This is a genomic window from Klebsiella sp. 10-1 (assembly GCF_009758445.1).
Taxonomy (GTDB): domain Bacteria; phylum Pseudomonadota; class Gammaproteobacteria; order Enterobacterales; family Enterobacteriaceae; genus Klebsiella; species Klebsiella scottii.
Map to the genome: position 1 here is coordinate 363,953 of NZ_WQRE01000001.1, position 25,627 is coordinate 389,579.

The following is a 25,627-nucleotide window of genomic DNA, read 5'->3' on the forward strand; positions in this document are numbered from 1 at the left end:
ACAAACGCAACTGCGGCTTGAAGTCGGACGAGCATAAGTGTAAAAGGACCCCCTTCACTAAAACTGACAGGGGATCGACGTGAAAGACGCGTCAACGCAGTCGGATACCGTAGAACAAAGCGGTCCGATGCTTCATCGCGGTTTACAGAACCGACATATCCAGCTCATCGCCCTCGGCGGCGCTATCGGCACCGGCCTGTTTCTCGGCATTGGCCCGGCGATTCAAATGGCGGGACCGGCAGTTCTGATCGGCTACGCCGTCGCCGGGATCATCGCCTTTCTCATCATGCGCCAGCTTGGCGAAATGGTCGTGGAAGAGCCCGTCTCCGGCTCGTTTGCCCACTTTGCCTATAAATACTGGGGCCCGTTTGCCGGCTTTCTTTCCGGCTGGAACTACTGGGTGATGTTCGTGCTGGTGGGCATGGCGGAGCTGACCGCCGCCGGCATCTACATGCAGTACTGGCTTCCGGACGTGCCGACCTGGGTGTGGGCCGCGGTCTTCTTTATTGTCATCAACGCCGTTAACCTCGTGAACGTTCGCCTGTACGGCGAGGCGGAGTTCTGGTTTGCGTTGATTAAAGTGCTGGCGATTGTCGGGATGATCGGCTTCGGCCTGTGGATGCTGTTTGGCGGCCACGGCGGCAGCAACGCGGGATTCGATAACCTGTGGCGTCACGGCGGCTTCCTGGCCACCGGCTGGCATGGCCTGGTGATGTCGCTGGCGGTGATTATGTTCTCCTTTGGCGGCCTCGAACTGATCGGCATTACCGCAGCGGAAGCGCAGAACCCGGAAAAGAGCATTCCGAAAGCGGTGAACCAGGTGGTCTACCGTATCCTGCTGTTCTATATCGGTTCGCTGGTGGTGCTGCTGGCGCTCTATCCGTGGGTGGATATCAAATCTGACAGCAGCCCGTTCGTGATGATTTTTCATAATCTCGACAGTAACGTGGTAGCTTCTGCGCTCAATTTCGTCATCCTGGTGGCCTCGCTGTCGGTCTATAACAGCGGCGTGTATTCCAACAGCCGGATGCTGTTCGGCCTGTCGGTGCAGGGCAACGCGCCGAAGTTTCTCGCCCGGGTCAGCAAGCGCGGCGTGCCGGTCAACTCCCTGATCCTCTCCGGGGTGATCACCTCCCTGGTGGTGCTGCTCAACTACCTGCTGCCGCAAAAGGCGCTGGGCCTGCTGATGGCGCTGGTGGTGGCGACGCTGCTGTTGAACTGGATAATGATCTGCATGGCGCATCTGAAATTCCGCGCCGCGCAGCGTCGTAAGGGGCGGGAGTCGAAGTTTAAGGCGCTGCTGGCGCCAGGCGGAAACTACCTCTGCATCGCCTTCCTGGCGCTGATTCTGGTGCTGATGTGCACTATCGACGGAATGCGGCTGTCGGCCATTCTGCTGCCGGTGTGGATCCTGTTCCTGTTTATCGTCTTCAGGCTGCTGCGCCGCCCGGCGTAACGCCCGCGGCTCCGTCGTCCGGCGGAGCCGTTACCCTTTATTGTGATCTTCTTCGCGCTTAGCGCATTTGCTTAAGGATCTTCTTTTTGTAATCGATTACTTTGTTTGTCGAGCGGTTTTGTAATCGATTACTTTTTGAGGGCGGTCAAAATGGTATCAACAGCTGAAGGTCGTGAAAGTGCCCGCGTACAGCACCGGTTTCTGGTGCCGCGCCTGTCGTTAATGATGTTTATGCAATTCTTTATCTGGGGGAGCTGGTCGGTCACCCTCGGCCTGGTGATGACGCGCTACGATATGGCGCTGCTGATCGGCGATGCGTTCTCTGCCGGGCCGATTGCCTCAATTTTATCGCCGTTTGTGCTGGGGATGCTGGTCGATCGCTTCTTCCCGTCGCAGAAGGTGATGGCGGTGATGCACCTGGCGGGGGCGGCGATCCTGTGGTTTGTCCCGCAGGCGCTGGTTGCGCAAAACGGCGCGCTGCTGATCGGCCTGCTGTTTGGCTATACGCTGTGCTATATGCCGACGCTGGCGCTGACCAATAATATCGCTTTCCACAGCCTGGCGAACGTCGATAAAACCTTCCCGGTGGTGCGCGTCTTCGGCACCATCGGCTGGATTATCGCCGGGATCTGTATCGGCGTCACCGGTATTTCCAACACCACCGCCATCTTCAGCCTTGCGGCGCTGTGCTCGGTGGCGCTGGCGCTCTACAGCCTGACGTTGCCCCATACGCCGGCGCCGGCGAAGGGGATGCCGGTAAAGCTGCGCGATCTGCTCTGTGCCGACGCCTTTGCGCTGCTGAAAACGCGCCACTTCTTTATCTTCTGCCTGTGCGCCACGCTGATCTCCATTCCGCTGGGGACCTACTACGCCTACACCGCCTCATACCTGGCGGATGCCGGCGTGGCTGACGTCAGCACCGCGATGTCGTTCGGCCAGATGTCGGAAATCTTCTTTATGCTGGTGATCCCGCTGCTGTTCCGCCGTCTCGGGGTGAAATATATGCTGCTGGTGGGGATGATGGCGTGGTTCGTACGCTACGCCTTCTTTGCCCTTGGCGTCAGCGAAGAGGGGCGCTTCCTGCTTTATCTCGGCATCCTGCTGCACGGCGTGTGCTACGACTTTTTCTTTGTCGTCGGCTTTATCTATACCGACAGGGTGGCGGGGGAAAAGGTAAAAGGCCAGGCGCAGAGCATGATCGTGATGTTCACCTACGGCATCGGCATGCTGCTCGGTTCGCAAATCTCCGGGGCGCTGTATAACCAGCTGGTTGCCGGACAGGCCGTACCGCAGGCGTGGGTCACCTTCTGGTGGATCCCGGCGATCGCGGCGGCCGTTATCGCACTGATTTTCCTTTTCTCTTTCCAGTATCGTGAGAAAGAGCAGCATTAATTATTTCGGAGGTGGTGATGAGAACTATCAAGGGGCCGGGCATTTTTCTGGCGCAGTTTATCGGCGCGCAGCCGCCGTTTAACACCCTCGACGGGCTGGCGGAGTGGGCCGCGGGTCTGGGCTATCGCGCGCTGCAGATCCCGTGCAATCATCCGGCGATCTTTGACCTTGAGCAGGCGGCCGCCAGCCAGACCTACTGCGACGACGTTAAGGGGCGGCTGGCGGATCGCGGGCTGGTGATTAGCGAGCTGTCTACGCATCTGGAAGGGCAGCTGGTGGCGGTGCATCCGGCGTACGACGCGGCGTTTGATGGCTTTGCGCCCTCGGCGCTGCGCGGAAATCCGCAGGCGCGTCAGCGGTGGGCCAGCGAAAAGGTGAAACAGGCGGCGATCGCTTCCGGGCGATTAGGCCTGGCGGCGCACGCCACGTTTTCCGGGGCGCTGGCGTGGCCCTATTTTTACCCCTGGCCGCCGCACAACCCGCAGCTGCTTGAAGACGCGTTTAGCGAACTGGCCCGCCGCTGGCGGCCGATCCTCGATTGCTTTGACGAGCAGGGGGTGGATCTGTGTTACGAAATTCATCCCGGCGAAGATCTGCACGATGGCGTGACCTTTGAGCGTTTTCTGCAGCTGGTTGATAACCACCCGCGCTGCAATATGCTCTATGACCCCAGCCATCTGCATTTACAGCAGATGGACTATCTGGCCTACATCGACATCTATCATCAGCGGATAAAAGCCTTCCACGTCAAAGACGCGGAGTTCCGCCGCGACAGCCGCTGCGGCGTTTACGGCGGCTACCAGAACTGGCTCCAGCGGGCGGGGCGCTTCCGCTCGCCGGGGGACGGGGAGATCGATTTTAAGCGTATTTTTAGCAAGCTCGCCGAGTATGACTATGCGGGCTGGGCGGTGCTGGAGTGGGAGTGCTGCCTGAAAGAGGCGGAAGCCGGCGCCCGTGAGGGCAGCGAATTTATCCGCCGCCATATCATTCCGGTCTCCGGGCGCGCGTTTGACGATTTTGCCGCAGGAAGCGAGGTGCAGGGATGATTCAGGTCGGCATTATTGGCAGCGGGTTTATCGGCCCGGCGCATATTGAGGCGCTGCGCCGGGTAGGCGATATAGAGGTGGTGGCGCTGGGCGACCATAGCCTGGCGCAGGCGGAGCAAAAGGCCCGGCAGCTGAACGTAGCCCATGCTTACGGCAGCGTCGAAAGCCTGCTGGCTCATCCGGGCCTGCAGGTGGTGCATAATTGTACGCCGAACCATCTGCATGCTGAGATTAATCGCCAGATCCTGCGCGCCGGGCTGCACGTATTCTCGGAAAAGCCGCTATGCATGCTGCCGGAAGAGGCGCGCGAGCTGGTGGCGCTGGCGGAAAAGGCCGGGGTGGTGCACGGCGTGAGCTTTGTCTACCGCCAGTATGCGATGGTTCAGCAGGCGGCCAGCATGATCCGTGAGGGCCTGGTCGGGCGGCTGTTTTCGGCGCACGGCGGCTATTTACAGGACTGGATGCTGCTGCAAACGGACTACAACTGGCGGGTGGAGTCGGCGCTGGGCGGGGCGTCACGGGCGATGGCGGATATTGGCTCGCACTGGTGCGATACGGTGCAGTTTATGACCGGACGCCGCATCACCGAGGTGATGGCCGACCTCTCTACGGTATGGCCGACCCGCCGGGCGGCTTCGCAAGGCGATGCGACCTTCGGCCAGCAGGATGACGGCCAGGGCGACGAGGAGCGGGCGGTGGATACCGAAGATCGGGGATCGGTGCTGGTGCGCTTTGATGACGGCAGCAAAGGCTGCTTCAGCGTCTCGCAGGTGAGCGCCGGCAGGAAGAATCAGCTGACGGTTGAAATCAGCGGCAGCGCCTGCGCCCTGGCGTGGGATCAGGAGATCCCCCAGCGGCTATGGGTCGGCCAGCGCGGGCAGCCAAACCAGATCCTAAGCGATGACCCGGCCTTGATGCAGCGGGACGTTGCCGGCAGCGCGCACTTCCCCGCCGGTCATATCGAAGGCTGGCCCGACGCCTTCAAAAACATGATGCTGAGCTTCTACCAGGCGGTGCGCGTCGGGGCAATGCCGGATGCGCGCTCCCGGCGGTTCGCATCGTTTTATGAAGGGGCGGACGTGATGTATATCGTTGATGCTATTTTGCGCAGCCATCAGCAGCAGCGCTGGGTCAGCGTCGAGAGGTAGCGTGGGGATAATGCGCCGCCTGAGGCGGCGCATTGACGGGCTATTTCACGCCGAGATAGCCATCGAGATAGGCGGCGGAAAGCTCGCGGCCAAACAGCTGCGCGTCTTTATCCTCCATCGATGAAGTCCACTTATCGTCAGACTTACGGTCAAAAGAGTGCTCGGTCTTCGTCCCCTGGCTGGCCTGCTGCTTAATCTGCTCGGCCCTGCTTCTGGCGTCGCTTTCACTCATTCCCGCCGCGCGATCCTCTTTGCCGAGCTGATAGATTTTACTGAACGTCGGCAGATTTAAGCGGTAATTATCCTGGACATTGACGGCAAAATTACCGCCGACAAAATCGGAGCGATGGGAGACAAAATAGTAGGCGTGGCGCTCGGGGGAAGGCTTTGAGGCGCTGCAGCCGGAAAGAACGGCCGCCGCGCAGGCGATGGCGATAATCGTTGATTTTAATTTCATTGTAACATCATCCCTAACTATGAGTGGTTTAACTATTTGAAACTTAATAATTATTAATTAATCGGAGGCGTAAATAACGCTCTGTTTTTATCTTCTTTTGGACCTATTTTGCATAAAAAAAAGACAGCGTAAACGGCAGAAGAGAATAGCCCTGATAATTGATAGTTTTTCGCCGCAGCCGCAGCGGCGAACGATTTTACGGCCCGGGCGGGCCATCGCGCCGTTCCCGACGATGCTGGATGCCTGCGGCACGCTCATTTATGATAGCCTGCGTCATATTACGCTTATCGCAGGAAGTGCAGCCCCTATGTCAATTCAGAAAATTGCTCGTCTGGCGGGCGTCTCGGTGGCGACGGTATCGCGCGTGCTCAATAACAGCGAGACCGTTAAAGAGAAAAATCGCGAGCGCGTGCTGCAGGCAATTGCGGAAAGCAACTATCAGCCCAATCTGCTGGCCCGCCAGCTGCGCACCGCCCGCAGCTATATGATCCTGGTGATGGTCTCAAATATCGCCAATCCCTTTTGCGCCGAGGTGGTGAAGGGGATAGAAGAAGAGGCCGAAAAGCACGGTTATCGTATTTTACTCTGCCATTCCGGCTCCGATTTGGCGCGCTCGACCTCCGGATTACGGCTGCTCTCCGGGAAAATGGTTGATGGCGTCATTACGATGAACGCGCTCGCCAGCCTGCCGGAGCTGACCACGCTTATCGGCGACGCGCCCTGGGTGCAGTGCGCCGAATACGCCGATGCCGGCAATATCTCCTGCGTGGGGATTAACGATCTTGATGCGGCCCAGGGGGCGGTGCTGCGCCTGGCGGAGAGCGGTCGTCAGCGTATCGCCCTGATTAACCACGATCTGAGCTATCGCTACGCCCGCCTGCGCGAGCGCGGCTATAAAAGCGTGCTGCACGTGCGGGATCTCAGCTATCAGCAGGTGGCCTATGCCAGCGAACTCAGCGCGGCGGCCGGCAAAGCGGCGATGGAAACCCTGCTGGCGGCGAAAGAGCGGCCTGATGCGGTTTTCGCGGTGGCGGATTCACTGGCCGCCGGCGCGCTGCGGGCTATTGCCCAGGCCGGGCTGCGGGTTCCGGAAGATATTGCGGTGATCGGTTTTGATGGGACCGAGCTGGCGGAGATGGTCTCGCCCCAGCTGACCACCGTTGAGCAGCCCTCGCGCGATATTGGCCGCACGGCGGTGACCCTGCTGCTGAAGAAAATCGATAACCCGACGGCGGAAGCCGAGCGGGTGATGATGGACTGGCGCGTGATTATCCGCGCCAGTGCCTGAGGTCAGGAGCCGATGCTCCCGGCCAGCGAGCGAATGTCGTTGCCGGTAGGCGACTGGTGAATGCGCAGGCCAAACTCGTCGACCACGGCGAAGATGTGGTCGAAGATATCGGCCTGAATGCTCTCATATTCCGCCCAGACCACGGTGTTGGTGAAGCAGTAGATCTCAATCGGCAGGCCGTTGGCATCCGGGGCCAGCTGGCGCACCATCATCGTCATATCTTTACGCAGCCGCGGATGGTTGCGTAAGTACTCCTGCAAATAGGCGCGGAAGGTGCCGATATTGGTCATCTTGCGCAGGTTCAGCACCGAGAGATCGGCGGCATTTTGCTGATTCCACAGGCTGATCTCCTCATGCCGCGAGTTCATATAGGGTTTCAGCAGCTTTGCCTGAATTAACCGCTGCTGCTCCTGCTCATCGAGAAAATGGATGCTGGTGGTGTCAATATTCAGGCTGCGCTTAATTCGGCGACCGCCGGAGGCTGACATTCCGCTCCAGTTTTTAAAGGAGTCAGAAACCAGCGACCAGGTCGGCACGGTGGTGATGGTATTATCCCAGTTGCGGACTTTTACCGTCGTCAGGCCAATATCGATAACCGCGCCGTCGGCGCCGTATTTCGGCATTTCCAGCCAGTCGCCGAGCTTGAGCATGTCGTTGGCGGAGAGCTGGATGCCGGCGACCAGGCCGAGAATAGGGTCCTTAAATACCAGCATCAGGACCGCGGCCATTGCGCCAAGGCCGCTAATCAGAATAGCCGGCGACTGACCAATCAGCAGTGAAATCACCAGAATCCCGATGATAATGGCGCTGACCAGCTTAATGCCCTGGAATATGCCCTTCAGCGGCAGCTGCGACGCGGTGGCGAATTTTTGCGAGAGATTGAATACCACGTCCAGCAGCGAAAAGAAGGACAGCAGGGCATATATCATCACCCACAGCTGAGCGCAGGTGGTTAATATGTCGGCGGCTTCGCTGCCTTTTTGCAGCCACAGAACCGCCTGCACGTTGACGATAATCCCCTGGAGGGTAAAGGCCAGCCGGTGAAACAGCTTGTTCTGGGTAATGATTTGCAGCCACAGGTGGCTGCTGGCCTGCGCGCGCTTTTCGAAGGTCCGTAGCACTACCTTATGCAATATAAGATGGACGATGATTGCGGTCAGAAAAATAATGCCGAAGATAATAATGAGCGAGGTCGTAGGGGTAATTTTGATGCCTGCTGCGGCGATTTGCGATATTAATTCCTGCATAACGTCTCCTTTACATCCAGCGGTTATGATGACCGCTGGATGTCTATTATGCAAATCTCCGGTTACGCGCCGATGAACTATGAGGCGGCGACCAGCGGGCGAATATTAAGATGGTGACGCAGGCGCAGCGCGATGGCGCCGAGTAGCAGCATCATCACGACCTCAACCGCCAGAAAGTCGATCAGCGCCAGCGCGTAGTCGCCGCCGCTGCGCCGGGCGAGGGCTAAAAAGAGCGAACCCAGCAGCGCCGGGCCCAACCCCAGCGAGGCCTGCTGAAGCGTGCTGAGGATCGCGCTGCCGGCCCCCGCGTCGCTGGCGCTAATATCGCGCATCCCGATACGGTAAAAGCTGTTCACGATCAGCGCCTGGCCATAGCCGACCAGCACGGTGGAAGGGACCAGCGCCAGCGCCGAGGTGCGGGTGCCGAAATGATAAAAGGTCGCCATCAGCAGCAGCAGGCCGATAATCTGCACAGTCAGGCCGATCAGCAAAATTCGCCCCATGCTGTAGCGGGCAATCAGCTTTGGCGCGTACAGCGCGGAGACGAAATAGGCCACCCCAAGGGCGATAAAGCTGTTGCCCGACTGCCACGGCGCCATGCCCATTCCGGCCTGCATGGTCAGCGCCATGCAGAACATAAAGCCGGACCAGGCGCTGAAAAACAGCAGGGCGGTTGCCATGCCGAAGCGGATGCTGGTGAGCCTGAGCAGGCGAGGAGGCAGCAGCGGCTGCTCGCCGCGACGCTGTTTGCGCAGCGCGCTTACGCGCATCCATGCCAGCAGCGGCAGCACCGCCGCCAGCATCAGCTGCAGCGTCCACGGCCAGTGCAGCTCCGGCCCCAGCGCCATCGGGAACAGCAGGCAGCAGAGGATCAGCGCCAGGCTGAAGGTGCCCTGCCAGTCGATTCTGGAGCGCCCTTCGCGGCGCGTTTCCGGTACGTAGCGGCGGCTGAAAGCCAGCACCAGCAGGCAGATTGGCACGTTGATAAAGAACGCGTTGCGCCAGCCCAGCCCGGCAATATCCGCCGACACCAGCCAGCCGCCGCCCATCTGGCCGACGATAAACGCAATCCCGCCGATGCCGCCATAGAGGCTGATGGCGCGCGCGTGGGCGGTGCCCTTGAGGGTTACGTGCAGGGTGGCGAGGATCTGCGGGACGATCAGCGCCGCCCCGGCGCCCTGCAGCGTACGGGCCGCCAGCAGCGCGCCGATGGAGTTGGCCATCCCGCAGAGCAGCGAAGCGACGCCAAACAGCGTCACGCCCCACATAAACAGGCGCCGGCGACCGTAGTTATCGCCAAGCTTGCTGCCCATCGCCAGGCACACGGCAAAAGCGACGCCGTAGAGCGCGACGATCAGCTCCAGCTGGGTGGCGCTGGCGTCCAGCGAGCGGGTGATTGAATCCAGCGCGACGTTGGTAATTGAGGTATCGATCAGCGGCAGCATCTGACCGGTCAACAGCAGAAATAAACCGGCGCGGCCGGGTGAAACAGCAGACGAATTCATTGGATCTCTCCATTGCGTCATTCAGCGGATGGACGTAGCATCAACGATAAATTAAACGGGTACCAGTTCCTGCTTATACTGGTATTGGCACTACCATGCTGGAGGTCATATGACCGTAATGCCGCAACGCGCACCGCTGCCGGTCGCGCCCGATGACAGCCGTAAGCAGCTGGGCGCCTTTCTGCGCGCCCGCCGTGAGAGCCTCGATCCGCAGCGTCTCGGCCTGCCGCGCGTCGGGCGGCGGCGAACGCCCGGCCTGCGCCGCGAAGAGGTGGCGATGCTCGCCGACGTCGGCGTCACCTGGTACACCTGGCTGGAGCAGGGGCGGGACGTTAATCCCTCTGAATCGGTGCTGGCCGCGGTGGCGAATGCGCTGCAGTGCAGCCCGCTGGAGACCCGGCATCTGTTTGTGCTGGCGGGAGTGACGCCGCCGGAAGCCGCCCAGGTTACGGTTTGCGAAGGGATCAGCCCCGGCACCCGGCGGATGCTCGATAGCCTGATGCCGCAGCCGGCCAGTATCCAGAAACCGAACTTTGATATCGTGGCGTGGAACGAGAGCTTTTGCCGGCTGATGGGCCTCGATTTCGCCACCCTCCCCGAGGAGGACCGCAACTGCATCTATCTCTATCTGACCAACGAAACCTGGCGCAGCCGGATCGAAAACCGCGACGTGCTGGCGACGTTTGTCTCCTATTTCCGCGCGGCGATGGCCGAGCATCGGGGCGATCCGCTATGGGAAAATAAGCTGGCGCGATTTTTCGCCGCCTCGGCGGAGTTTGAGGCGCTCTGGCACCAGCGCTACGAGGTCCGCGGCGTGGAAAATCAGGTGAAAAACTTCAACCATCCGCAGCTGGGGCGCTTCAGCCTGCAGCAGATGTACTGGTACTCGGCGCCGCGCAACGGCTCGCGGCTGCTGGTCTATCTGCCGATGGATGAGGCCGGCGAGCGGGCGCTGGCGTGGCTGGATAACCAGTAGGGCCGGCGGATTTCAGACGCCTGAAGTCGGCGTCGGGGGCGTGAAGCCGGCCCGGGCGAGGGCGCAAGAGCGCCGCCCCCGGGCTTTCTGCGGGGCGAGATTAAATCTCGGTAATGGTGGTCGCCTGCGGCAGGCGTGATTTTGGCAGCGCGGCGTTGAAGTCTTCGACGCTATGATGGCCAACCGGCACCACCACCAGGCTGGTATAGCCCTGCGCTTTGAGGTCAAACTCAGCATCAAGGATCGCGAAATCGACGCCTTCAATCGGCACCGCATCGAGGCCCATTGCGGCCACGCCGAGCAGGAAATTACCGACGTTCAGATAGACCTGTTTGGCCATCCAGTGGTTAGCGTCTTTAAAATCTTTGCGGTGCATATCGGCAAAGAAGGTGCGGCCTTTGTGATTACCCGCTTTCGCTTCCGGCGTCGCGAAACGGCCGTCGGCCTCCTCCTGATCGACCACGCGTTCCAGCCAGGCATCGTCCAGCTCGGTTTTTGCGCAGAAAACAACCACGTGAGAAGCATCGAGAATTTTACGTTCGTTGAACACGTAGGTGCCGCTGGCCGCTTTAGCTACCCGCGCTTTGCCTTCATCGGTGCTGGCAACGATAAAGTGCCACGGCTGGGAGTTGGTGCTCGACGGGCTGAACTGCAGCAGCGTTTTCAGGTTTTCCGCCTGTTCTGCCGTCAGTTTTTTGCTGGCGTCAAATGCTTTGGTGGAGTAGCGCTTTAGGGCGACAGAAACGATATCCATAACTCTTCCTCAGGTTTAATCTCAAGATAATTTGAGTTTACAGCCCCTTACGGAGCGTTCGGTGAAGGAAGAGTACAGCGATGCCGGGGAAATGATAAGAGACAAAAATGCGATAACACTTATCGCGCTGCGCTGAAAATCATTCAGGGCGCAGCCGCTGCTGGACTTTTTTCGGCAGTTTGTTCACCACCTGGTTCCACGAGTCGTCAATCAGCTCCGCCAGCAGATCTTCGCTGATGTCGGCGCCGGGAACTACGGTAATCCAGTGCTTCTTGTTCATGTGGTAGCCCGGCTCAATGCTGCGATAAATCTCCTGATTAAGCAGCGATTTTTGCGGCTCGGCCTTCAGATTCACCAGCGCCCGGCCGCGAATGTGCGTGGTCAGCATAAAAATGCGTCCGCCCACTTTAAACACGTCGTACTCCGGGCCGAACGGCCAGCAGTGCTCGGTAAACGGGTAGGCCAGCGCCATTCGGTGGGCGCTGGCGTGCAGTGACGCAGGTGTCATCAGGCGGCATCCTCATGCAGCGCCTGCCACATGGCTTCAAACCCGAGCGCGATCAGCTCCCGGGCGCGGTGCGGGTCGTGGCTGGCAAATTCGATAGTCGTTTCCGCCAGCGACAGAAACAGCGCATCGCAGAAGGCGCGATAGGCGTCGCTCTGAAAGATAGCCTTTATCGACAGCTGGCACATCTCGTTGAGTTCGGGGAACATCTCTTTAACGCGAGTGCGGGTTTCGTCGGTGATCCTTTCGCTAAGCGCCATCCGGCGGATGGCCTTGTGCTCCATCGGGCTGCGAATACCCCAGTCGATATAGCTGTTCCAGATATTGCGCGCGTTCTCTTTTGGACGCTTCTCGTTCGGCGTCAGCCCGGCCACCATCGAGGCAACCAAACCCGATTTGATAGAGAGGTACAGTTCGTTGAGCAGATCGTCCTTGGTGGCGAAATAGCGGAACAGCGTCCCCTCGGCAACCCCCGCGCTGCGGGCTATGGCCGACGTTGAGGCGGCAATACCTGACTGGGCGAAGGCGGCGGTTGCGGCCTCCAGTAACGCCTGCTTTTTATCTTCACTCTTAGGACGAGCCACTGCGCTTTACCTCGCACGTAATTAAACCCGGATCTAAGCATGCCTGGTCATGGCACTGCAACGGTGTATGTCAAAAATTGAAAATCGTCTTGACGACTTTCGTCTTCTTCCTAATAATGAGTGCTTACTCACTCATAATCAAGTCTTATAGTAGCAAAACCTTTGGGACAGAGGGTTGAGCCTGGTCCGAATATGAACCGTGTCATTGTCAGCGTGGTCGCCATCATGTTATTAGCCTCAGCAACAGCTTTACCGTTTGTGTTAAATGCCGGGTTTGGTAAGGCGCCACAGGGCGCACAGCTTAGCCTCGTTGAACAATCGCCGCACTACCATGACGGCCAGTTTCATAACCAGCTGTCCACGCCGAGCTTTACCGGACAGAAAAATATGCTGGCCGCGATGTGGGATTTTCTGGTGACTAAACGCGAAAACGCCAGGCCACAGCAGCCGCTGCCGCTGGTCAATACCGATCTTGCCAGCCTTCCGGCAGGGCAGGACGCGATGGTGTGGCTCGGCCACTCCTCCTGGTTTTTGCAGCTGGCGGGCAAACGTATCCTGATTGACCCGGTCTTCAGCAACTATGCCGCGCCGTTTTCGTTTATCAACAAAGCCTTCCCGGGTGACTACCCGTGGCGCGCCGAGCAGATGCCGGAAATCGATCTGCTGATTATCTCGCACGACCACTACGACCATCTCGATTACGCAACCATCAAAGCGCTGATGCCGAAAATTAAGCGCGTGGTTACGCCGCTTGGCGTCGGCTCACACCTGCGCTACTGGGGAATGGACGGGGCGATTATCAGCGAGGCGGACTGGAACGAGTCGGTGAAGATCAGCGATGAGTTCACCGTGCACGTGCTGCCGGCCCGCCACTTCTCCGGGCGCGGCCTCAAGCGCAACCAGACGCTGTGGGCCAGCTTTATGCTGGTGACGCCGCAGCAGAAAATTTACTACAGCGGCGATAGCGGCTATGGCCCGCATTTCAAGGCCATCGGCGAGCGGTTTGGCGCGGTGGATCTGGCGATTATGGAAAACGGCCAGTACGACCAGGACTGGAAATATATTCATATGATGCCGGATGAGACGGCGCAGGCTGCCGACGATCTCGGCGCTCGCGCGGTATTGCCGGGACATGCCGGGCGTTTCGTGCTGGCAAAGCACAGCTGGGACGACCCCTATAAACGGCTGGCTGCGGCCAGTGAAAAACGCGCATGGCGTTTGCTGACGCCAATGCTGGGCGAGCCGGTTTGGGTCGCTGATAAGACACAATCATTTAATGCCTGGTGGCAGTAATCGCCAGTATGGTTCAAGAGGAGAGAGGACTTATGACTATTTCCGCTCAGGTGATTGAGACTATCGTCGGGTGGATTGATGACAATTTGCATCAGCCGCTGCGTATTGATGATATTGCTCGCCACTCCGGTTACTCAAAATGGCATCTGCAACGACTGTTTTTACAATATAAAGGGGAGAGTCTGGGGCGCTATATTCGTGAACGTAAGCTGCGGCTGGCGGCGCGCGATCTGCGCGATACCGACCAGCGGGTTTACGATATCTGCCTGAAATACGGCTTTGATTCGCAGCAGACGTTTACCCGCATTTTTACCCGGACGTTTAACCAGCCGCCGGGCGCCTACCGTAAAGAAAACCACCATCGCGCCCATTGAGACGCATCCGCCGGGGGAGACCGGCGGATGCTTTTCTTACCAGGCGTAGTTCACCGTCGCCGTTACCGTTCTGCCAATACCGTAGAAACATGCGCTATCGCTGGCGCATGATGCGACGTATTTGGTATCGGCGATATTATTCACGTTGAACTGCACCTTCGCCCCCTGCAGGCGCGGGCTAAGCTCGCCTAACTCATAGCTCACCATCGCGTCATACAGATCCACCGACGGCACCTTGAAGGTGTTTTTGGCGTCACCGTAGCTGGTGCCGATATAGCGCATGCCTACCCCGGCGGTCAGGCTTTTCAGCGCGCCGCTCGGCAGCGTGTAGCTGGTGAAGGCCGACGCCATATGCGTCGGGATACGCGCCGGCGTTTTCCCTTCGGTTCCCGCCACGGTGGTGCTGACGGTTTCGGCGTCCGTCCAGGTGTAGGACGCAATCAGGTTCAGGTTGTCGAATACCGTGGCGTGCGCCTCGGCCTCAATCCCTTTCGAACGCACTTTGCCGCTGTTTTCAAACCATCCCGCCGCGCTGTTGTAGGTGGCGACGTTGCTCTGCGTCAGGTCGTACATCGCCAGGGTCATCAGCGCATTCTGGTTTGGCTGATACTTCAGGCCCACCTCCAGCTGCTTGCCCACGCTAGGGTCGAACGGACCGACTCCCGGCGCCCGGTTGGTTTGCAGGTTAGGTTCAAAGGAGGTGCTGTAGCTGATATACGGAGAGAGGCCGAAATCAAAGGCGTACAGCAGGCCGGAGCGCCAGGTGAACTTGCTGTCGTTTTTCTGGCTGCGGCTGGCGTCGGTAAAATCGGTCGTCCGCACCTCCGCCCAGTCATAGCGGCCGGAAAGCAGCAGCTCCCAGTTCTCCCAGCTCAGCTGATCCTGCAGATAGACGCCCAGCTGGTCGAGATTCTGCTGCTCATCGCTGGCGGTGCTGAAGGTACTTTCGTCGACGTTAACGCCGTACTCCGGATGGCGCCAGTCGAGATCGTACTGCGATCCGCCGGCGCGGCCGAGGTACTGTTTATCCTTGCTGGTCTTATAGTCCAGCCCGCCGATGGCGGTATGCGTCAGCTGGCCGCTGGTAAACTGCGCCTCAAGCTGGTTATCAATGCCGAACTCATCGGTCTGCCGCTCCTCGCGCTGGGCGCGGCGCGACAGTACCGAACTGTTGGCGTCGCTGGTGGTGTACACCAGGTAGCGATACTTCTGCTTGATGGTGGCGTAGCGCGCGTTCTGGCGCAGCGTGAAGGTGTCGTTAAGCTGATGCTCAAACTCATAGCCGATCATCGTTTGCTCGCGCCACGACTGATTATAGTTAGGGTCGCTGACGTTAAAATCGCGCGGAATATAGCTGCCGTCGACGCTGCTGACGGTGCCGTAGCGCGGCAGGAAGTTACGGTAGCCGGCATCGGGATCTTTTTGATAGCTGGTGAGCAGCGTGAAGCGGGTGGCCTGGTTTGGATACCAGGTCAGCGCCGGCGCAATCGCCATCCGCGTCTCTTTGTAGTCGTCGATCTGGTTATTCTGGCTGCGGCCGATACCGTTCAGGCGATACAGCAGGCTGCCGTCATCGTTCAGCGGGCCGCCAAAATCGAAGGCCCCTTCGGCCAGATTGTTATTGCCGGTGCGGAACTGCACTTCGTGAACCGGCTGGCTGGTAGGGCGTTTGCTGGTCATGCTGATAAGCCCGCCGGGATTGACCTGACCAAACAGCACCGAGGCCGGGCCGCGCACCAGCTCCACGCGCTCCAGCAGCCACGGGTCGAAGGTGCCGGTTTGCGATGAGGCGGTGGCGCCGTAGCTCAGGCCATCGAGATATTTTGGCACGTAGCTGAAGCCGCGAACGAAGACTTCGTCATTGCGGTTGGAGGACCCGCGATACTCGGTAAAGACGCCGGCGCTGTAGCGCAGCGCCTGGGATACCGAGGTAACGTCGAGGGCCTTCATCTGATCGCGGGTGACCACCGAGACCGACTGCGGCGTTTTGATAAGCTCGGCGGCGGTTTTGGTGGCCGATAGCGTTTTTGTCGCCACGATGCCCCTGAGCGGCGCGGTAGGATCTTCGCCGCTGCCCGCGGTGACCACCAGCGTCTCCTCCGCCGCCCGTACCTGCCCCGCGCATGAAGCCAGCGCCAGACCCGTGACCCAGATTTTTGTTATATTATTATTTTTAAACATATTTTCTGCTATATCCTTGGTTTTAATTGCCATAGAAATCCGTTTTTCCGCTAAGGGAAAATCTAACGGTCATCACTAACCTCCTGGATGTTATTGCAAATCATTCCCATTTGCATTAGCGTTGTTAACAAATTCTTACAGGGATAATCGGGCAATGAAGATGGCATGGAGTGGTCTGCTGGTGGGGATGAGCGCGCTACCGGCGGCGGCAATGAACTGCGAGTCTCCCTCGCTGCAGGGAGAGTTGCAGGGAAAATTCGATGCCAGCGGTGAGGTCTGTTTTGACCTGCCGACGTTGGGTGAAAACTACGTCACCGCGACCCTTTCCGGGGTGACGGATGCCCGTCTGCTCGATGAGCACAGCCGCCGTCTGCGCACGCTGCTGGCGGGCGGGCCGGCGGACGGCGAACAGACGCTGCTGTTCTCTCTGCCGGTCAACCGCCCTTCGGCGCTGGTGCTGCACGGCGAAGAGGGCACCCGCTGGCGCTTTCAGTGGCGGATGAAGGAGACGACCGCGCTGGCAAAAAACCAGCCTCTGGACCCCGTTAGCCCGCGTCTACAGCTGCTGATGCGGGAGCTGGCGGCGGGAGGCTCAACGGCGGGCTTCTGGCAGGAGCGCGAGCAGGAGGGGACGCCGATGGTTGAGGCGCTGGACGCGAGCCATAAGCGCGTCACCTTCCTGTGGCGCGGGGCAAGCCGCAACGTGTTTATTCTGGGATCGCCGGCGGGCGATCACGATCCGCTGTTTCGTCTCGGCAGCTCCGACGTCTGGTTCCGCAGCTACGTCGTTCCGGCGGATACGCTGATGCAGTACAAGCTGGCGCCGGACGTGCCGGTGATTGACGGCAGCGCGCGCGACCAGCGGCGGGCGATTCTGGTCAGTGCCCAGGCCGATCCGCTGAATCCGCAAAGCGTCAACGCCGCCAGCGATCGCTGGAACCGCTATTCGCTGCTGGCCCTCAATCCGGCGCGTTTCTGCACCCCGCAGCGGATGGCTCAGCCGCTGCGCTACGGCACCTTGACCCGCCATCAGCTGTACAGCGACTTTTTGCAAAATAGTCGAGAGGTATCGATCTATCGCCCGCGCCTGCCGCAGCCGGCGCGCTGGACGCTGATGCTGTTTGATGGCAAAACCTACCAGGATGAATACCACTTCGCCAACGTCCTCGATAGCCTGATCGCCAGCCACGCGCTGCCGCCGGTTAACGTGGTGTTTATCGATAGCCTCGATCACCCGCGGCGGGCAAAAGAGCTGCCGCCCAACCCCTTCTTCGCCGACTTTATGGCCCATGAACTGCTGCCCTGGCTGCGCCAGCAGGGGCTGAGCCTGACGCGGCAAAAAACCGTGGTCGCCGGTTCGAGCTACGGCGGCCTGGCCGCTTCATGGGTGGCGCTGCGCTATCCGCGCCAGTTCGCCAACGTGCTCAGCCTGTCGGGTTCGTACTGGTGGGCGCCGAAGGGGGAGGAGGCGAGCTGGCTGACGCGGCAGTATCAGCAGTCGCCGCGCTATCCGGTGCGCTTCTGGCTGCAGGCGGGTAAGTTTGAGACCTCGGGGCCTGACGGCGGAATTTATGCCAATACGCTGGAGTTTGAGCAGGTGCTGCGCGACAAAGGCTATCGCGTCAGCTTCCACCCCTCCTCCAGCGGCCACGATTATGCCGCATGGTGCGAGGCGCTGGTGGCGGGGATGCGCGATTTTACCGGACTAACGCTCAAGGGAAAACCAGCGGCGCCAGATCCAGCGCAGCACCACGTATTCAATCGCGCCAAGCGCTAAAAACCACAGGCAAAACAGCAGGGTGTAGAGCTGGTTGAGATCGAGCAGGTGAAAGGTCGCAACCAGCTTCTGCGCCAGCGTTAGCCCAAGGGAGGGGGCCGGCAGCAGCAGGCAGGAGAGCAGAGCCAGCAGCAGGATACCGGCGGCAGAGATCAGCGTTTCAAGCGGATGTTTCATTACTTGTTAATCGTCAGTTAAAAAACATATTGTCGGGCAAAATATTCTTTAACGCAATATTCTTTCGCCGGCTATTATTTTCTCCTCTCTGTATTATATCTGATACTTCAATTTTAATTTTTCTGTTAATTTAAATGGAGACTTTTGTGATTAAGTTAATAACACTTTAATGTAAATTAAAGTCATTATTAGATCGTCGCTTTTACAAAACTATAGGTGCTGTAGCCCACCAGAGTGGCGATAATGATAGCCAGCAGGATGTACAGCACCAGGCGGCGTCCGCGGTAGATTCCAAACATAATAGGCCTCGTTTAATATAGGTTTATTAATCTTCTGTAATAGTTGCTTAGAGAAATAACTTATCATATATTTTGATTTTTGCGAGAGATTAAAAATTGCCCTTGGGTAATCTCTTGCACCCCGTGAAATTATAATCGTTCATTGGCCAGAAATGATTTCAGGCTTTCCGAATCACGGAGTTTATAAGGAAAATTTAATTTGACCAGAATGATAAATCCCCGCAACGCGCCCCTTTCGGGAGAGGCCGCATCCCGTCAGGCTTATCAGCAGACCGTGGCTGATGTTCTGGCGCAGAAAGAGAGCCGTGCCGACGGCCTGACCTCCGCCCAGGCCGCAGAGCGCCTGGAAACCTATGGCCCTAACGCGCTGCCGGAAAAGAAAGGCAAGCCGGGCTGGCTGCGCTTTCTCGCGCATTTTAACGACGTCCTGATCTTTGTCCTGCTGGCCGCCGCCGCGCTCACCGCGGTGATGGGCCACTGGGTGGATACGCTGGTTATTCTTGGCGTCACCGTTATCAACGCCCTGATTGGCCACGTGCAGGAGAGCAACGCCGAAAAATCCCTGCAGGGCATTCGCAATATGCTCTCCAGCGATGCGCGGGTGCAGCGCAACGGCAGGCACGAAACCGTGGCGACCCGCGAGCTGGTGCCGGGCGATATCGTTATTCTGCGCGCCGGCGACCGCGTCCCGGCGGACATGCGCCTGATTGAAACCCACAGCCTGCGGGTGGAGGAGGCGATCCTGACCGGCGAATCGACGGTCGTGGATAAGACCACCGACGCGCTGCAGGGCGAGCTGCCGCTGGGCGATCGCACCAATATGCTGTTCTCCGGCACCACCATCAGCGCCGGCGCCGGCGTTGGCGTGGTGACCGCCACCGGCCAGGAGACCGAGCTCGGCCATATCAACCAGATGATGGCGGGGATTGAGAAGCACCGCACGCCGCTGCTGGTGCAGATGGACAAGCTCGGAAAAGCGATTTTCGTCATCATCCTGGCGATGATGGCCGCGCTGTTCATCTTTAGCCTGGCGCTGCGCGACATCCCGATTGGCGAACTGCTGCTGTCGCTGATTAGCCTGGCGGTGGCCGCGGTACCGGAAGGTTTACCGGCCATCATCTCGATTATTTTATCGCTGGGCGTACAGGCGATGGCGCGGCAGCGGGCGATTATCCGCAAGCTGCCGACCGTCGAAACCCTCGGGGCGATGACCGTGGTGTGCTCGGATAAAACCGGCACTCTGACGATGAACGAAATGACCGTCAAAGCGATCGTTACCGCCGACTGCTGCTACCGCGTCGAAGGTGACAGCTACGAGCCGCAGGGCGATATCTGCCTCGAAGGCAGCGACGAGCCGGTGCAGATTAAGCCGGGCAGCGTGCTGGAAAACTGGCTGCGGACCATCGACCTGTGTAACGACAGCCAGATCGTCAAGGACGAGCGCGGGCTGTGGGGCATTACCGGCGGGCCAACCGAAGGCGCGCTGAAGGTGCTGGCGGCGAAAGCGCAGCTGGCGCCGGTTGACACGCGTCTGATTGCCAAAATTCCGTTCGACTCGCAGTACAAATATATGGCCACCCTGCAGCAGATTGGTGATGAGGCGCGGGTGCTGATTACCGGCGCGCCGGACGTTATTTTCGCCATGTGCCGCCAGCAGATGAGCAAGCAGGGCGCGGTACCGTTCGAGCTGCAGTACTGGGAAGATGAGATGGCGCGCTTCGCCCGTCAGGGCCTGCGTATGGTTGCCGCCGCCAGCAAGCCGGCGGCCGCCGGCAGCGCGACGCTGACCCACGATGATCTGCGCGAAGGACTGGTGTTCCTCGGCATCGCCGGGATGATGGACCCGCCGCGTCCGGAAGCCATCGACGCCATTCACGCCTGCCAGAACGCGGGGATCCGCGTGAAGATGATCACCGGCGATCACCCGCAGACGGCGATGAGCATCGGCCAGATGCTGGGGATCACCAACAGCAGCCAGGCGATGACCGGCTACCGGCTGGAGCACATGGATGATGCCGAGCTGACAAAAGTCGCCGCAGAGTACGATATTTTCGCCCGCACCAGCCCGGAGCATAAGCTGCGCCTGGTGAAGGCTCTCCAGGATAACGGCGAAGTGGTCGGGATGACCGGCGACGGCGTTAACGACGCGCCGGCGCTGCGTCAGGCCGACGTCGGTATTGCGATGGGGATTAAAGGGACGGAAGTCACCAAAGAAGCCGCCGATATGGTGTTGACCGACGACAACTTTGCCACCATCGCCAGCTCGGTAAAAGAGGGGCGTCGGGTCTACGACAACCTGAAGAAAACCATCCTGTTTATCATGCCCACCAACCTGGCGCAGGGGCTGCTGATTATCATCGCCCTGCTGGCGGGGAACATTATTCCGCTGACGCCGGTGCTGATCCTGTGGATGAACATGGCGACCTCCGCCACGCTCTCCTTCGGCCTCGCCTTTGAAGCCGCCGAGCGCAACGCCATGAACCGTCCGCCGCGTAAAACCGGCCAGCACGTGATGGATGCCTTCGCCGTCTGGCGGGTGGCGTTCGTCGGCACGATGATCGCCGTCGCCGCCTTTATCCTTGAGGCCTGGCTGGCGCCGCGCGGCCACAGCCCGGAGTTTATCCGTACCGTGCTGCTGCAGATGCTGGTGACCGCCCAGTGGGTGTATATGATTAACTGCCGCAGCAGCGACAGCTTCTCGCTGAACATGGGCCTGCTGCGTAATAAAGGCATCTGGCTGGTGAGCGGCGTGCTGCTGCTGATGCAGCTGGTCATCATCTACGTCCCGGTGATGCAGACGATGTTTGGCACCGAAGGGCTGCCGCTGCGCTACTGGTTTATCACCCTCGTCATCGGCATGGTGATGTTCCTGGTGGTGGAGGTTGAGAAACGCCTGACCCGCCGTTGGCGTAAAACCGCCTGAACCTTCGCGTCCCTCCCCGTCCGGGAGGGACGCGATAACGTCAGCAAGGAATTCCCCTCATGAAAAAAATACTCCGCTGCGCCTTACTGGCCTGCGGCCTGGCCGGCTGCACCCTCAGCGCCGCCGCCGCGCCGGCGATCCCGGTCCGCGTGGCGACCGTCGAACGCACCGCCCATGTCGATGAACGTCAGCTTCCCGGACGCGTCGAGGCGATTCACGCGGTCGAGATCCGCGCCCGTACCGAAGGCGCGATCGTCCAGCGCCATTTTGCGGACGGACAGTACGTCAAACAAGGCGACCGCCTGTTTACCCTCGATGACGCCCAGCCCCGCGCCGCGCTGGCGCTGGCGCAGGCCGAGCTGAAAAGCGCGCAGGCTTCGCTGCGCCAGGCCGAACAGCTGCTTAGCCGCTATCAGCGCCTGAAAAACAACCACTCGATTAGCCGCAACGATGTCGATAACGCGCAGATGCAGCGCGATGTCGCCGCCGCCGCCGTGGAGCAGGCGCGGGCGCGCGTTGCCGCCGGACAGATTACGCTCGGCTACACCCGTATTGATTCGCCGGTGACCGGGCGCGTGGGCCACAGCCTCTTTCACGTCGGCAGCCTGGTGAATCCGGCCAGCGGCATGCTGGTGGATATCGTGCAGCTTGATCCGATCCGCGTCTCTTTCGCCTTAGATGAAAGCGCTTTTTATAGCAAGGCGGGGCAGCACGACGATATTGGCGCGCTGAAGCAGGCGTGGCAGGCGCAGATCGCCCCGGGCGGCGAGCGCGAAGAGGGCGTGCTGACCTCGGTTGATAACCGCATCGACAGCCGCACCGCCAGCGTCGTGATGCGCGCCGAATTTGCCAATCCGCAGCATCGCCTGCTGCCGGGCGGCAGCATGACGGTGATTTTGCGCCCGCGCCAGCAGCAGGAAAGCCTGACGATCCCGCTGGCGGCCGTGCAGCAGGACGTGGAGGGCTTTTACTGCTGGGTGCTGACGGCAAATGACACCGTCGCGCTGCGTCGGGTAACGCTGGGCGAGCAGCAGGGGCAGCGCTACGCGGTAGCGCAGGGGCTGGATGTCGGCGAGCGCGTGGTGACGGAAGGCGTACAGCGCCTGCGTGACGGTGCGGCCGTGCGGCTACTGAAATAAGGAAGGAGAAGGGATGCTGACGTTTTTTATCCGTCGCCCGCGCTTTGCGATGGTGATTGCGCTGCTGATAACCTTTATCGGCGCGGTGTCGCTGAAGCTGATTCCGGTTGAGCAATATCCACAAATTACGCCGCCGGTGATCAGCGTCAGCGCCAGCTGGCCGGGCGCCAGCGCGGGAGATGTGGCCGAGGCGATCGCCGCGCCGCTGGAAACCCAGCTCAACGGCGTTGACCATATGCTGTACATGGAGTCCACCAGCTCCGATGAGGGGACCTACAGCCTGAGCCTGACCTTTGCGGCCGGCACCGACGCCGACCTGGCGGCGATCGATGTGCAAAACCGCGTCTCGCAGGCGGTGGCGCAGCTGCCCGCCGAGGTGCAGCAGAACGGGGTGCAGGTGCGCAAGCGGGCGACCAATCTGCTGATGGGGATCAGCCTCTATTCGCCGACGGAAACGCTCTCGCCGCTGTTTGTCAGCAACTATGCCAGTACCCAGGTGCGCGAGGCGCTGGCCCGGCTGCCGGGCGTCGGCGAAGTGCAGATGTTCGGCGCCCGCGACTACAGCATGCGCGTCTGGCTGCGTCCGGATCGCATGAATGCGCTGAACGTCACCAGCGAAGATATTGCCCAGGCGCTGCGGGAGCAGAACGTGCAGGGCGCCGCCGGGCAGGTGGGAACGCCGCCGGTGTTTAACGGCCAGCAGCAAACGCTGACCATCAACGGTATCGGGCGCCTGAGCGATGCGGCAAGCTTCGGTCAGATAGCGATCCGCAGCGGCGAGCAGGGGCAGCTGGTGCGCCTTTCCGAGGTGGCGACTATTGAGCTCGGCGCGCGCAGCTACAGCTCCGGCGCGCAGCTCAACGGTCGCGACTCGGCCTATCTCGGGGTTTATCCCACGCCGACCGCCAACGCGCTGCAGGTTGCCAGCGCGGTGCGCGCCGAGCTCACGCGGCTACACGCGCGCTTCCCGCCGGATCTCACCTGGGAGGTGAAGTTCGATACCACGCGCTTTGTGTCGGCGACCATCAAAGAGATTGGCGTTTCGCTGGTGCTCACCCTGCTGGCGGTAGTCGCGGTGGTTTCGCTGTTCCTGCAAAGCTGGCGGGCGACGCTGATTGTCGCCCTGGCGATCCCGGTATCGCTGATCGGTACCTTCGCGGTGCTCTATCTGCTGGGCTACAGCGCCAATACCCTCAGCCTGTTTGCCGTTATCCTCGCCCTGACGATGGTGGTGGACGACGCCATCGTGGTGGTGGAGAGCGTCGAAAGCCAGATGGCGGAAGGCGCGGGCCGCCTGGAGGCGACCGCCCAGGCGCTGCGTCAAATCGCCGGGCCGGTTATCGCCACCACCCTGGTGCTGCTGGCGGTGTTTGTGCCGGTGGCGCTGCTGCCGGGCATTGTCGGCGAGCTCTATCGCCAGTTTGCGGTCACCCTCTCCACGGCGGTCACGCTGTCGAGCATCGTGGCGCTGACGCTGACGCCGGCCCTCTGCGCGCTGCTGCTGCGCCCGCGTCCGGCGCAGCCCGCGGCCGTCTGGCGGCTGTTCAATCGCGGTCTCGATCGTCTGCGCGACGGCTACGGGGCGATCGTCGCTCGCATGAACCGCCGTCCGTGGCTGGCGCTGACGGCGGTCGCGCTGGCCGCCGGGGTGGTGGCGTTCAGCTTCAGCACCATGCCGAAGGGCTTTCTGCCCGAGGAAGATCAGGGCTACTTTTTCGCCAGCGTTCAGCTGCCGGAGGCGGCTTCGCTGGAGCGCACCGAAGCGGTGATGGCCCAGGCGCGCGAGCTGCTGCTGGCCAATCCGGCGGTGGAGGACGTCATTCAGGTGTCGGGCTTCAATATTTTGAACGGCACCAGCGCCTCAAACGGCGGGTTTATCTCGGTGATGCTGAAAGATTGGCACCTGCGGCCGCCGCTGGAGCAGGTGATGAGCAAGCTGCAGGGGCAGCTGCTGGCTCTGCCGGAGGCGACGATTATGGCCTTTGCGCCGCCGACGCTGCCGGGGTTGGGCAACGCCTCGGGCTTTAACCTGCGCATTCTGGCCCAGGCCGGACAATCGTCGGCGGAGCTGGAGCGCGTGGCGCTGCAGGTGCTGCAAATTGCCAATCAGAATCCGCATTTGAGCCGGGTCTTTACCACCTGGAGCAGCAACGTGCCGCAGCTGACGCTGAGCGTCGATCGCGATCGCGCCGCCCGGCTGGATGTCCCGGTTTCGCGGATCTTCAGCAGCCTGCAAACGGCATTTGGCGGCACCCGCGCCGGGGACTTTAGCATCAATAATCGGGTCTACCACGTGGTGATACAAAACGAGATGCAGTGGCGCGAGCGGGCGGAGCAGATAAGCGAGCTCTACGTGCGCAGCAACCACGGCGATCGGGTGCGCCTGAGCAATCTGGTCACCGTCACCCCGGCGGTGGGGGCGCCGTTTATCCAGCAGTACAATCAGTCCCCGTCGGTATCGATAAGCGGCTCGGCGGGAGAGGGCGTCAGCAGCCGCGCGGCGATGGCCGCAATGGCGGAGATTCTGCAGGCCAATTTGCCGCAAGGTTACGACTACGCCTGGAGCGGGATCTCATGGCAGGAGCAGCAGACCGGTAATCAGGCTATCTGGATCGTGCTGGCGGCGGTGGCGATGGCGTGGCTGTTCCTCGTCGCGCAGTATGAAAGCTGGACGCTGCCGGCGAGCGTGATGCTGTCGGTGCTGTTCGCCATCGGCGGGGCGCTGCTGTGGCTGTGGATCGCCGGCTACGCCAACGACGTGTACGTGCAGATTGGCCTGGTGCTGCTCATCGCCCTTGCGGCGAAGAACGCGATCCTGATCGTCGAGTTCGCCCGGGCGAAGCGCGAAGAGGGGATGTCGATAGCCGACGCCGCCCGGGAAGGGGCTATCCGCCGCTTTCGCGCGGTGCTGATGACCGCGGTCTCTTTTATTATCGGGATCATGCCGATGATGTTCGCCACCGGCGCCGGGGCGCAGAGTCGGCGGATTATCGGCACCACCGTGTTCAGTGGCATGCTGGTGGCGACGCTGATTGGCATTCTGTTTATTCCCTCGCTGTTCGTGCTCTTTCAGCGCCTGCGCGAGTGGGGACACCGCCGGATGTAG

Annotated in this window: 20 protein-coding genes; 12 read left to right on the plus strand and 8 right to left on the minus strand. The window is 60.4% G+C overall.

Annotated elements, in window-relative coordinates; translation table 11 throughout:
* The first annotated feature begins 79 nt into the window (after nt 1-79).
* From pheP to GO007_RS01725, 4 genes are all read left to right on the plus strand, one after another.
* Nucleotides 80-1,456 carry a phenylalanine transporter gene (gene pheP, locus GO007_RS01710; protein ID WP_095094777.1) on the plus strand — a complete coding sequence of 459 codons (1,377 nt, stop codon included), beginning with the start codon at nt 80-82 and terminating at the stop codon, nt 1,454-1,456.
* A 150-nt stretch (nt 1,457-1,606) separates the two neighbouring features.
* Nucleotides 1,607-2,848, plus strand: coding sequence for an MFS transporter (locus GO007_RS01715; protein ID WP_095094779.1), 1,242 nt, complete (start codon nt 1,607-1,609; stop codon nt 2,846-2,848).
* Between the two features lie 17 nt (nt 2,849-2,865).
* Nucleotides 2,866-3,894, plus strand: coding sequence for a sugar phosphate isomerase/epimerase family protein (locus tag GO007_RS01720; protein ID WP_095094781.1), 1,029 nt, complete (start codon nt 2,866-2,868; stop codon nt 3,892-3,894).
* Nucleotides 3,891-5,042 carry a Gfo/Idh/MocA family protein gene (locus GO007_RS01725; protein ID WP_095094783.1) on the plus strand — a complete coding sequence of 384 codons (1,152 nt, stop codon included), beginning with the start codon at nt 3,891-3,893 and terminating at the stop codon, nt 5,040-5,042. The genes GO007_RS01720 and GO007_RS01725 overlap by 4 nt, the downstream gene beginning before the upstream one ends.
* A gap of 40 nt (nt 5,043-5,082) precedes the next feature.
* Here the strand turns inward: GO007_RS01725 and GO007_RS01730 are convergent, their stop codons facing one another.
* Nucleotides 5,083-5,499 (minus strand): Exc2 family lipoprotein, encoded by a 417-nt coding sequence (locus GO007_RS01730; RefSeq protein ID WP_095094785.1) that lies wholly within the window; start codon nt 5,497-5,499, stop codon nt 5,083-5,085.
* Between the two features lie 307 nt (nt 5,500-5,806).
* On the opposite strand from GO007_RS01730, the gene GO007_RS01735 reads away from it, so the two are divergent.
* Nucleotides 5,807-6,787 carry a LacI family DNA-binding transcriptional regulator gene (locus GO007_RS01735; protein ID WP_095094787.1) on the plus strand — a complete coding sequence of 327 codons (981 nt, stop codon included), beginning with the start codon at nt 5,807-5,809 and terminating at the stop codon, nt 6,785-6,787.
* A gap of 2 nt (nt 6,788-6,789) precedes the next feature.
* Here GO007_RS01735 and GO007_RS01740 read toward each other — a convergent pair whose 3' ends face one another.
* On the minus strand, nt 6,790-8,034 hold the full coding sequence (locus tag GO007_RS01740; RefSeq protein ID WP_095094789.1) for a mechanosensitive ion channel family protein: 1,245 nt from the start codon (nt 8,032-8,034) through the stop codon (nt 6,790-6,792).
* Between the two features lie 77 nt (nt 8,035-8,111).
* Nucleotides 8,112-9,539, minus strand: coding sequence for an MFS transporter (locus tag GO007_RS01745; protein ID WP_095094791.1), 1,428 nt, complete (start codon nt 9,537-9,539; stop codon nt 8,112-8,114).
* A gap of 109 nt (nt 9,540-9,648) precedes the next feature.
* On the opposite strand from GO007_RS01745, the gene GO007_RS01750 reads away from it, so the two are divergent.
* Nucleotides 9,649-10,515 (plus strand): helix-turn-helix transcriptional regulator, encoded by an 867-nt coding sequence (locus GO007_RS01750; protein ID WP_095094794.1) that lies wholly within the window; start codon nt 9,649-9,651, stop codon nt 10,513-10,515.
* Nucleotides 10,516-10,615: 100 nt separating this feature from the next.
* Here GO007_RS01750 and nfsB read toward each other — a convergent pair whose 3' ends face one another.
* The 3 genes from nfsB to GO007_RS01765 form a co-directional block, all read right to left on the minus strand.
* Nucleotides 10,616-11,269 carry an oxygen-insensitive NAD(P)H nitroreductase gene (gene nfsB / locus GO007_RS01755; RefSeq protein WP_095094796.1) on the minus strand — a complete coding sequence of 218 codons (654 nt, stop codon included), beginning with the start codon at nt 11,267-11,269 and terminating at the stop codon, nt 10,616-10,618.
* Between the two features lie 139 nt (nt 11,270-11,408).
* On the minus strand, nt 11,409-11,777 hold the full coding sequence (locus GO007_RS01760; RefSeq protein WP_095094798.1) for an MmcQ/YjbR family DNA-binding protein: 369 nt from the start codon (nt 11,775-11,777) through the stop codon (nt 11,409-11,411).
* Nucleotides 11,777-12,358 (minus strand): TetR/AcrR family transcriptional regulator, encoded by a 582-nt coding sequence (locus tag GO007_RS01765; RefSeq protein ID WP_095094800.1) that lies wholly within the window; start codon nt 12,356-12,358, stop codon nt 11,777-11,779. The genes GO007_RS01760 and GO007_RS01765 overlap by 1 nt, the downstream gene beginning before the upstream one ends.
* Nucleotides 12,359-12,550: 192 nt before the next feature.
* Between GO007_RS01765 and GO007_RS01770 the strand changes: the two genes are divergently transcribed.
* Together GO007_RS01770 and GO007_RS01775 are read left to right on the plus strand one after the other, a co-directional pair.
* Nucleotides 12,551-13,651 carry an MBL fold metallo-hydrolase gene (locus GO007_RS01770; protein WP_095094802.1) on the plus strand — a complete coding sequence of 367 codons (1,101 nt, stop codon included), beginning with the start codon at nt 12,551-12,553 and terminating at the stop codon, nt 13,649-13,651.
* 32 nt (nt 13,652-13,683) lie between these two features.
* A complete protein-coding gene (locus GO007_RS01775) occupies nt 13,684-14,025 on the plus strand; it encodes a RamA family antibiotic efflux transcriptional regulator (protein WP_041144482.1) in 342 nt (113 codons plus the stop codon).
* A 36-nt stretch (nt 14,026-14,061) separates the two neighbouring features.
* Here GO007_RS01775 and GO007_RS01780 read toward each other — a convergent pair whose 3' ends face one another.
* Nucleotides 14,062-16,206, minus strand: a complete 2,145-nt coding sequence (locus GO007_RS01780; protein WP_095097964.1) for a TonB-dependent siderophore receptor — start codon at nt 16,204-16,206, stop codon at nt 14,062-14,064.
* 154 nt (nt 16,207-16,360) lie between these two features.
* Here GO007_RS01780 and GO007_RS01785 point away from each other — a divergent pair, with 154 nt between their 5' ends.
* A complete protein-coding gene (locus GO007_RS01785; RefSeq protein ID WP_095094805.1) occupies nt 16,361-17,983 on the plus strand; it encodes an alpha/beta hydrolase-fold protein in 1,623 nt (540 codons plus the stop codon).
* Here the strand turns inward: GO007_RS01785 and GO007_RS01790 are convergent.
* Nucleotides 17,912-18,160, minus strand: coding sequence for a DUF1158 domain-containing protein (locus tag GO007_RS01790; RefSeq protein WP_095094806.1), 249 nt, complete (start codon nt 18,158-18,160; stop codon nt 17,912-17,914). The genes GO007_RS01785 and GO007_RS01790 overlap by 72 nt on opposite strands.
* Nucleotides 18,161-18,658: 498 nt before the next feature.
* Between GO007_RS01790 and GO007_RS01795 the strand changes: the two genes are divergently transcribed.
* From GO007_RS01795 to GO007_RS01805, 3 genes are read left to right on the plus strand one after another with little or no spacing between them, the layout of a single operon-like run.
* Nucleotides 18,659-21,382 (plus strand): cation-transporting P-type ATPase, encoded by a 2,724-nt coding sequence (locus GO007_RS01795; RefSeq protein WP_189339813.1) that lies wholly within the window; start codon nt 18,659-18,661, stop codon nt 21,380-21,382.
* A 59-nt stretch (nt 21,383-21,441) separates the two neighbouring features.
* Nucleotides 21,442-22,521: an efflux RND transporter periplasmic adaptor subunit gene (locus tag GO007_RS01800; RefSeq protein WP_095094810.1), complete on the plus strand. Its 1,080-nt coding sequence runs from the start codon at nt 21,442-21,444 to the stop codon at nt 22,519-22,521.
* Between the two features lie 13 nt (nt 22,522-22,534).
* Nucleotides 22,535-25,627: an efflux RND transporter permease subunit gene (locus GO007_RS01805; protein ID WP_095094811.1), complete on the plus strand. Its 3,093-nt coding sequence runs from the start codon at nt 22,535-22,537 to the stop codon at nt 25,625-25,627.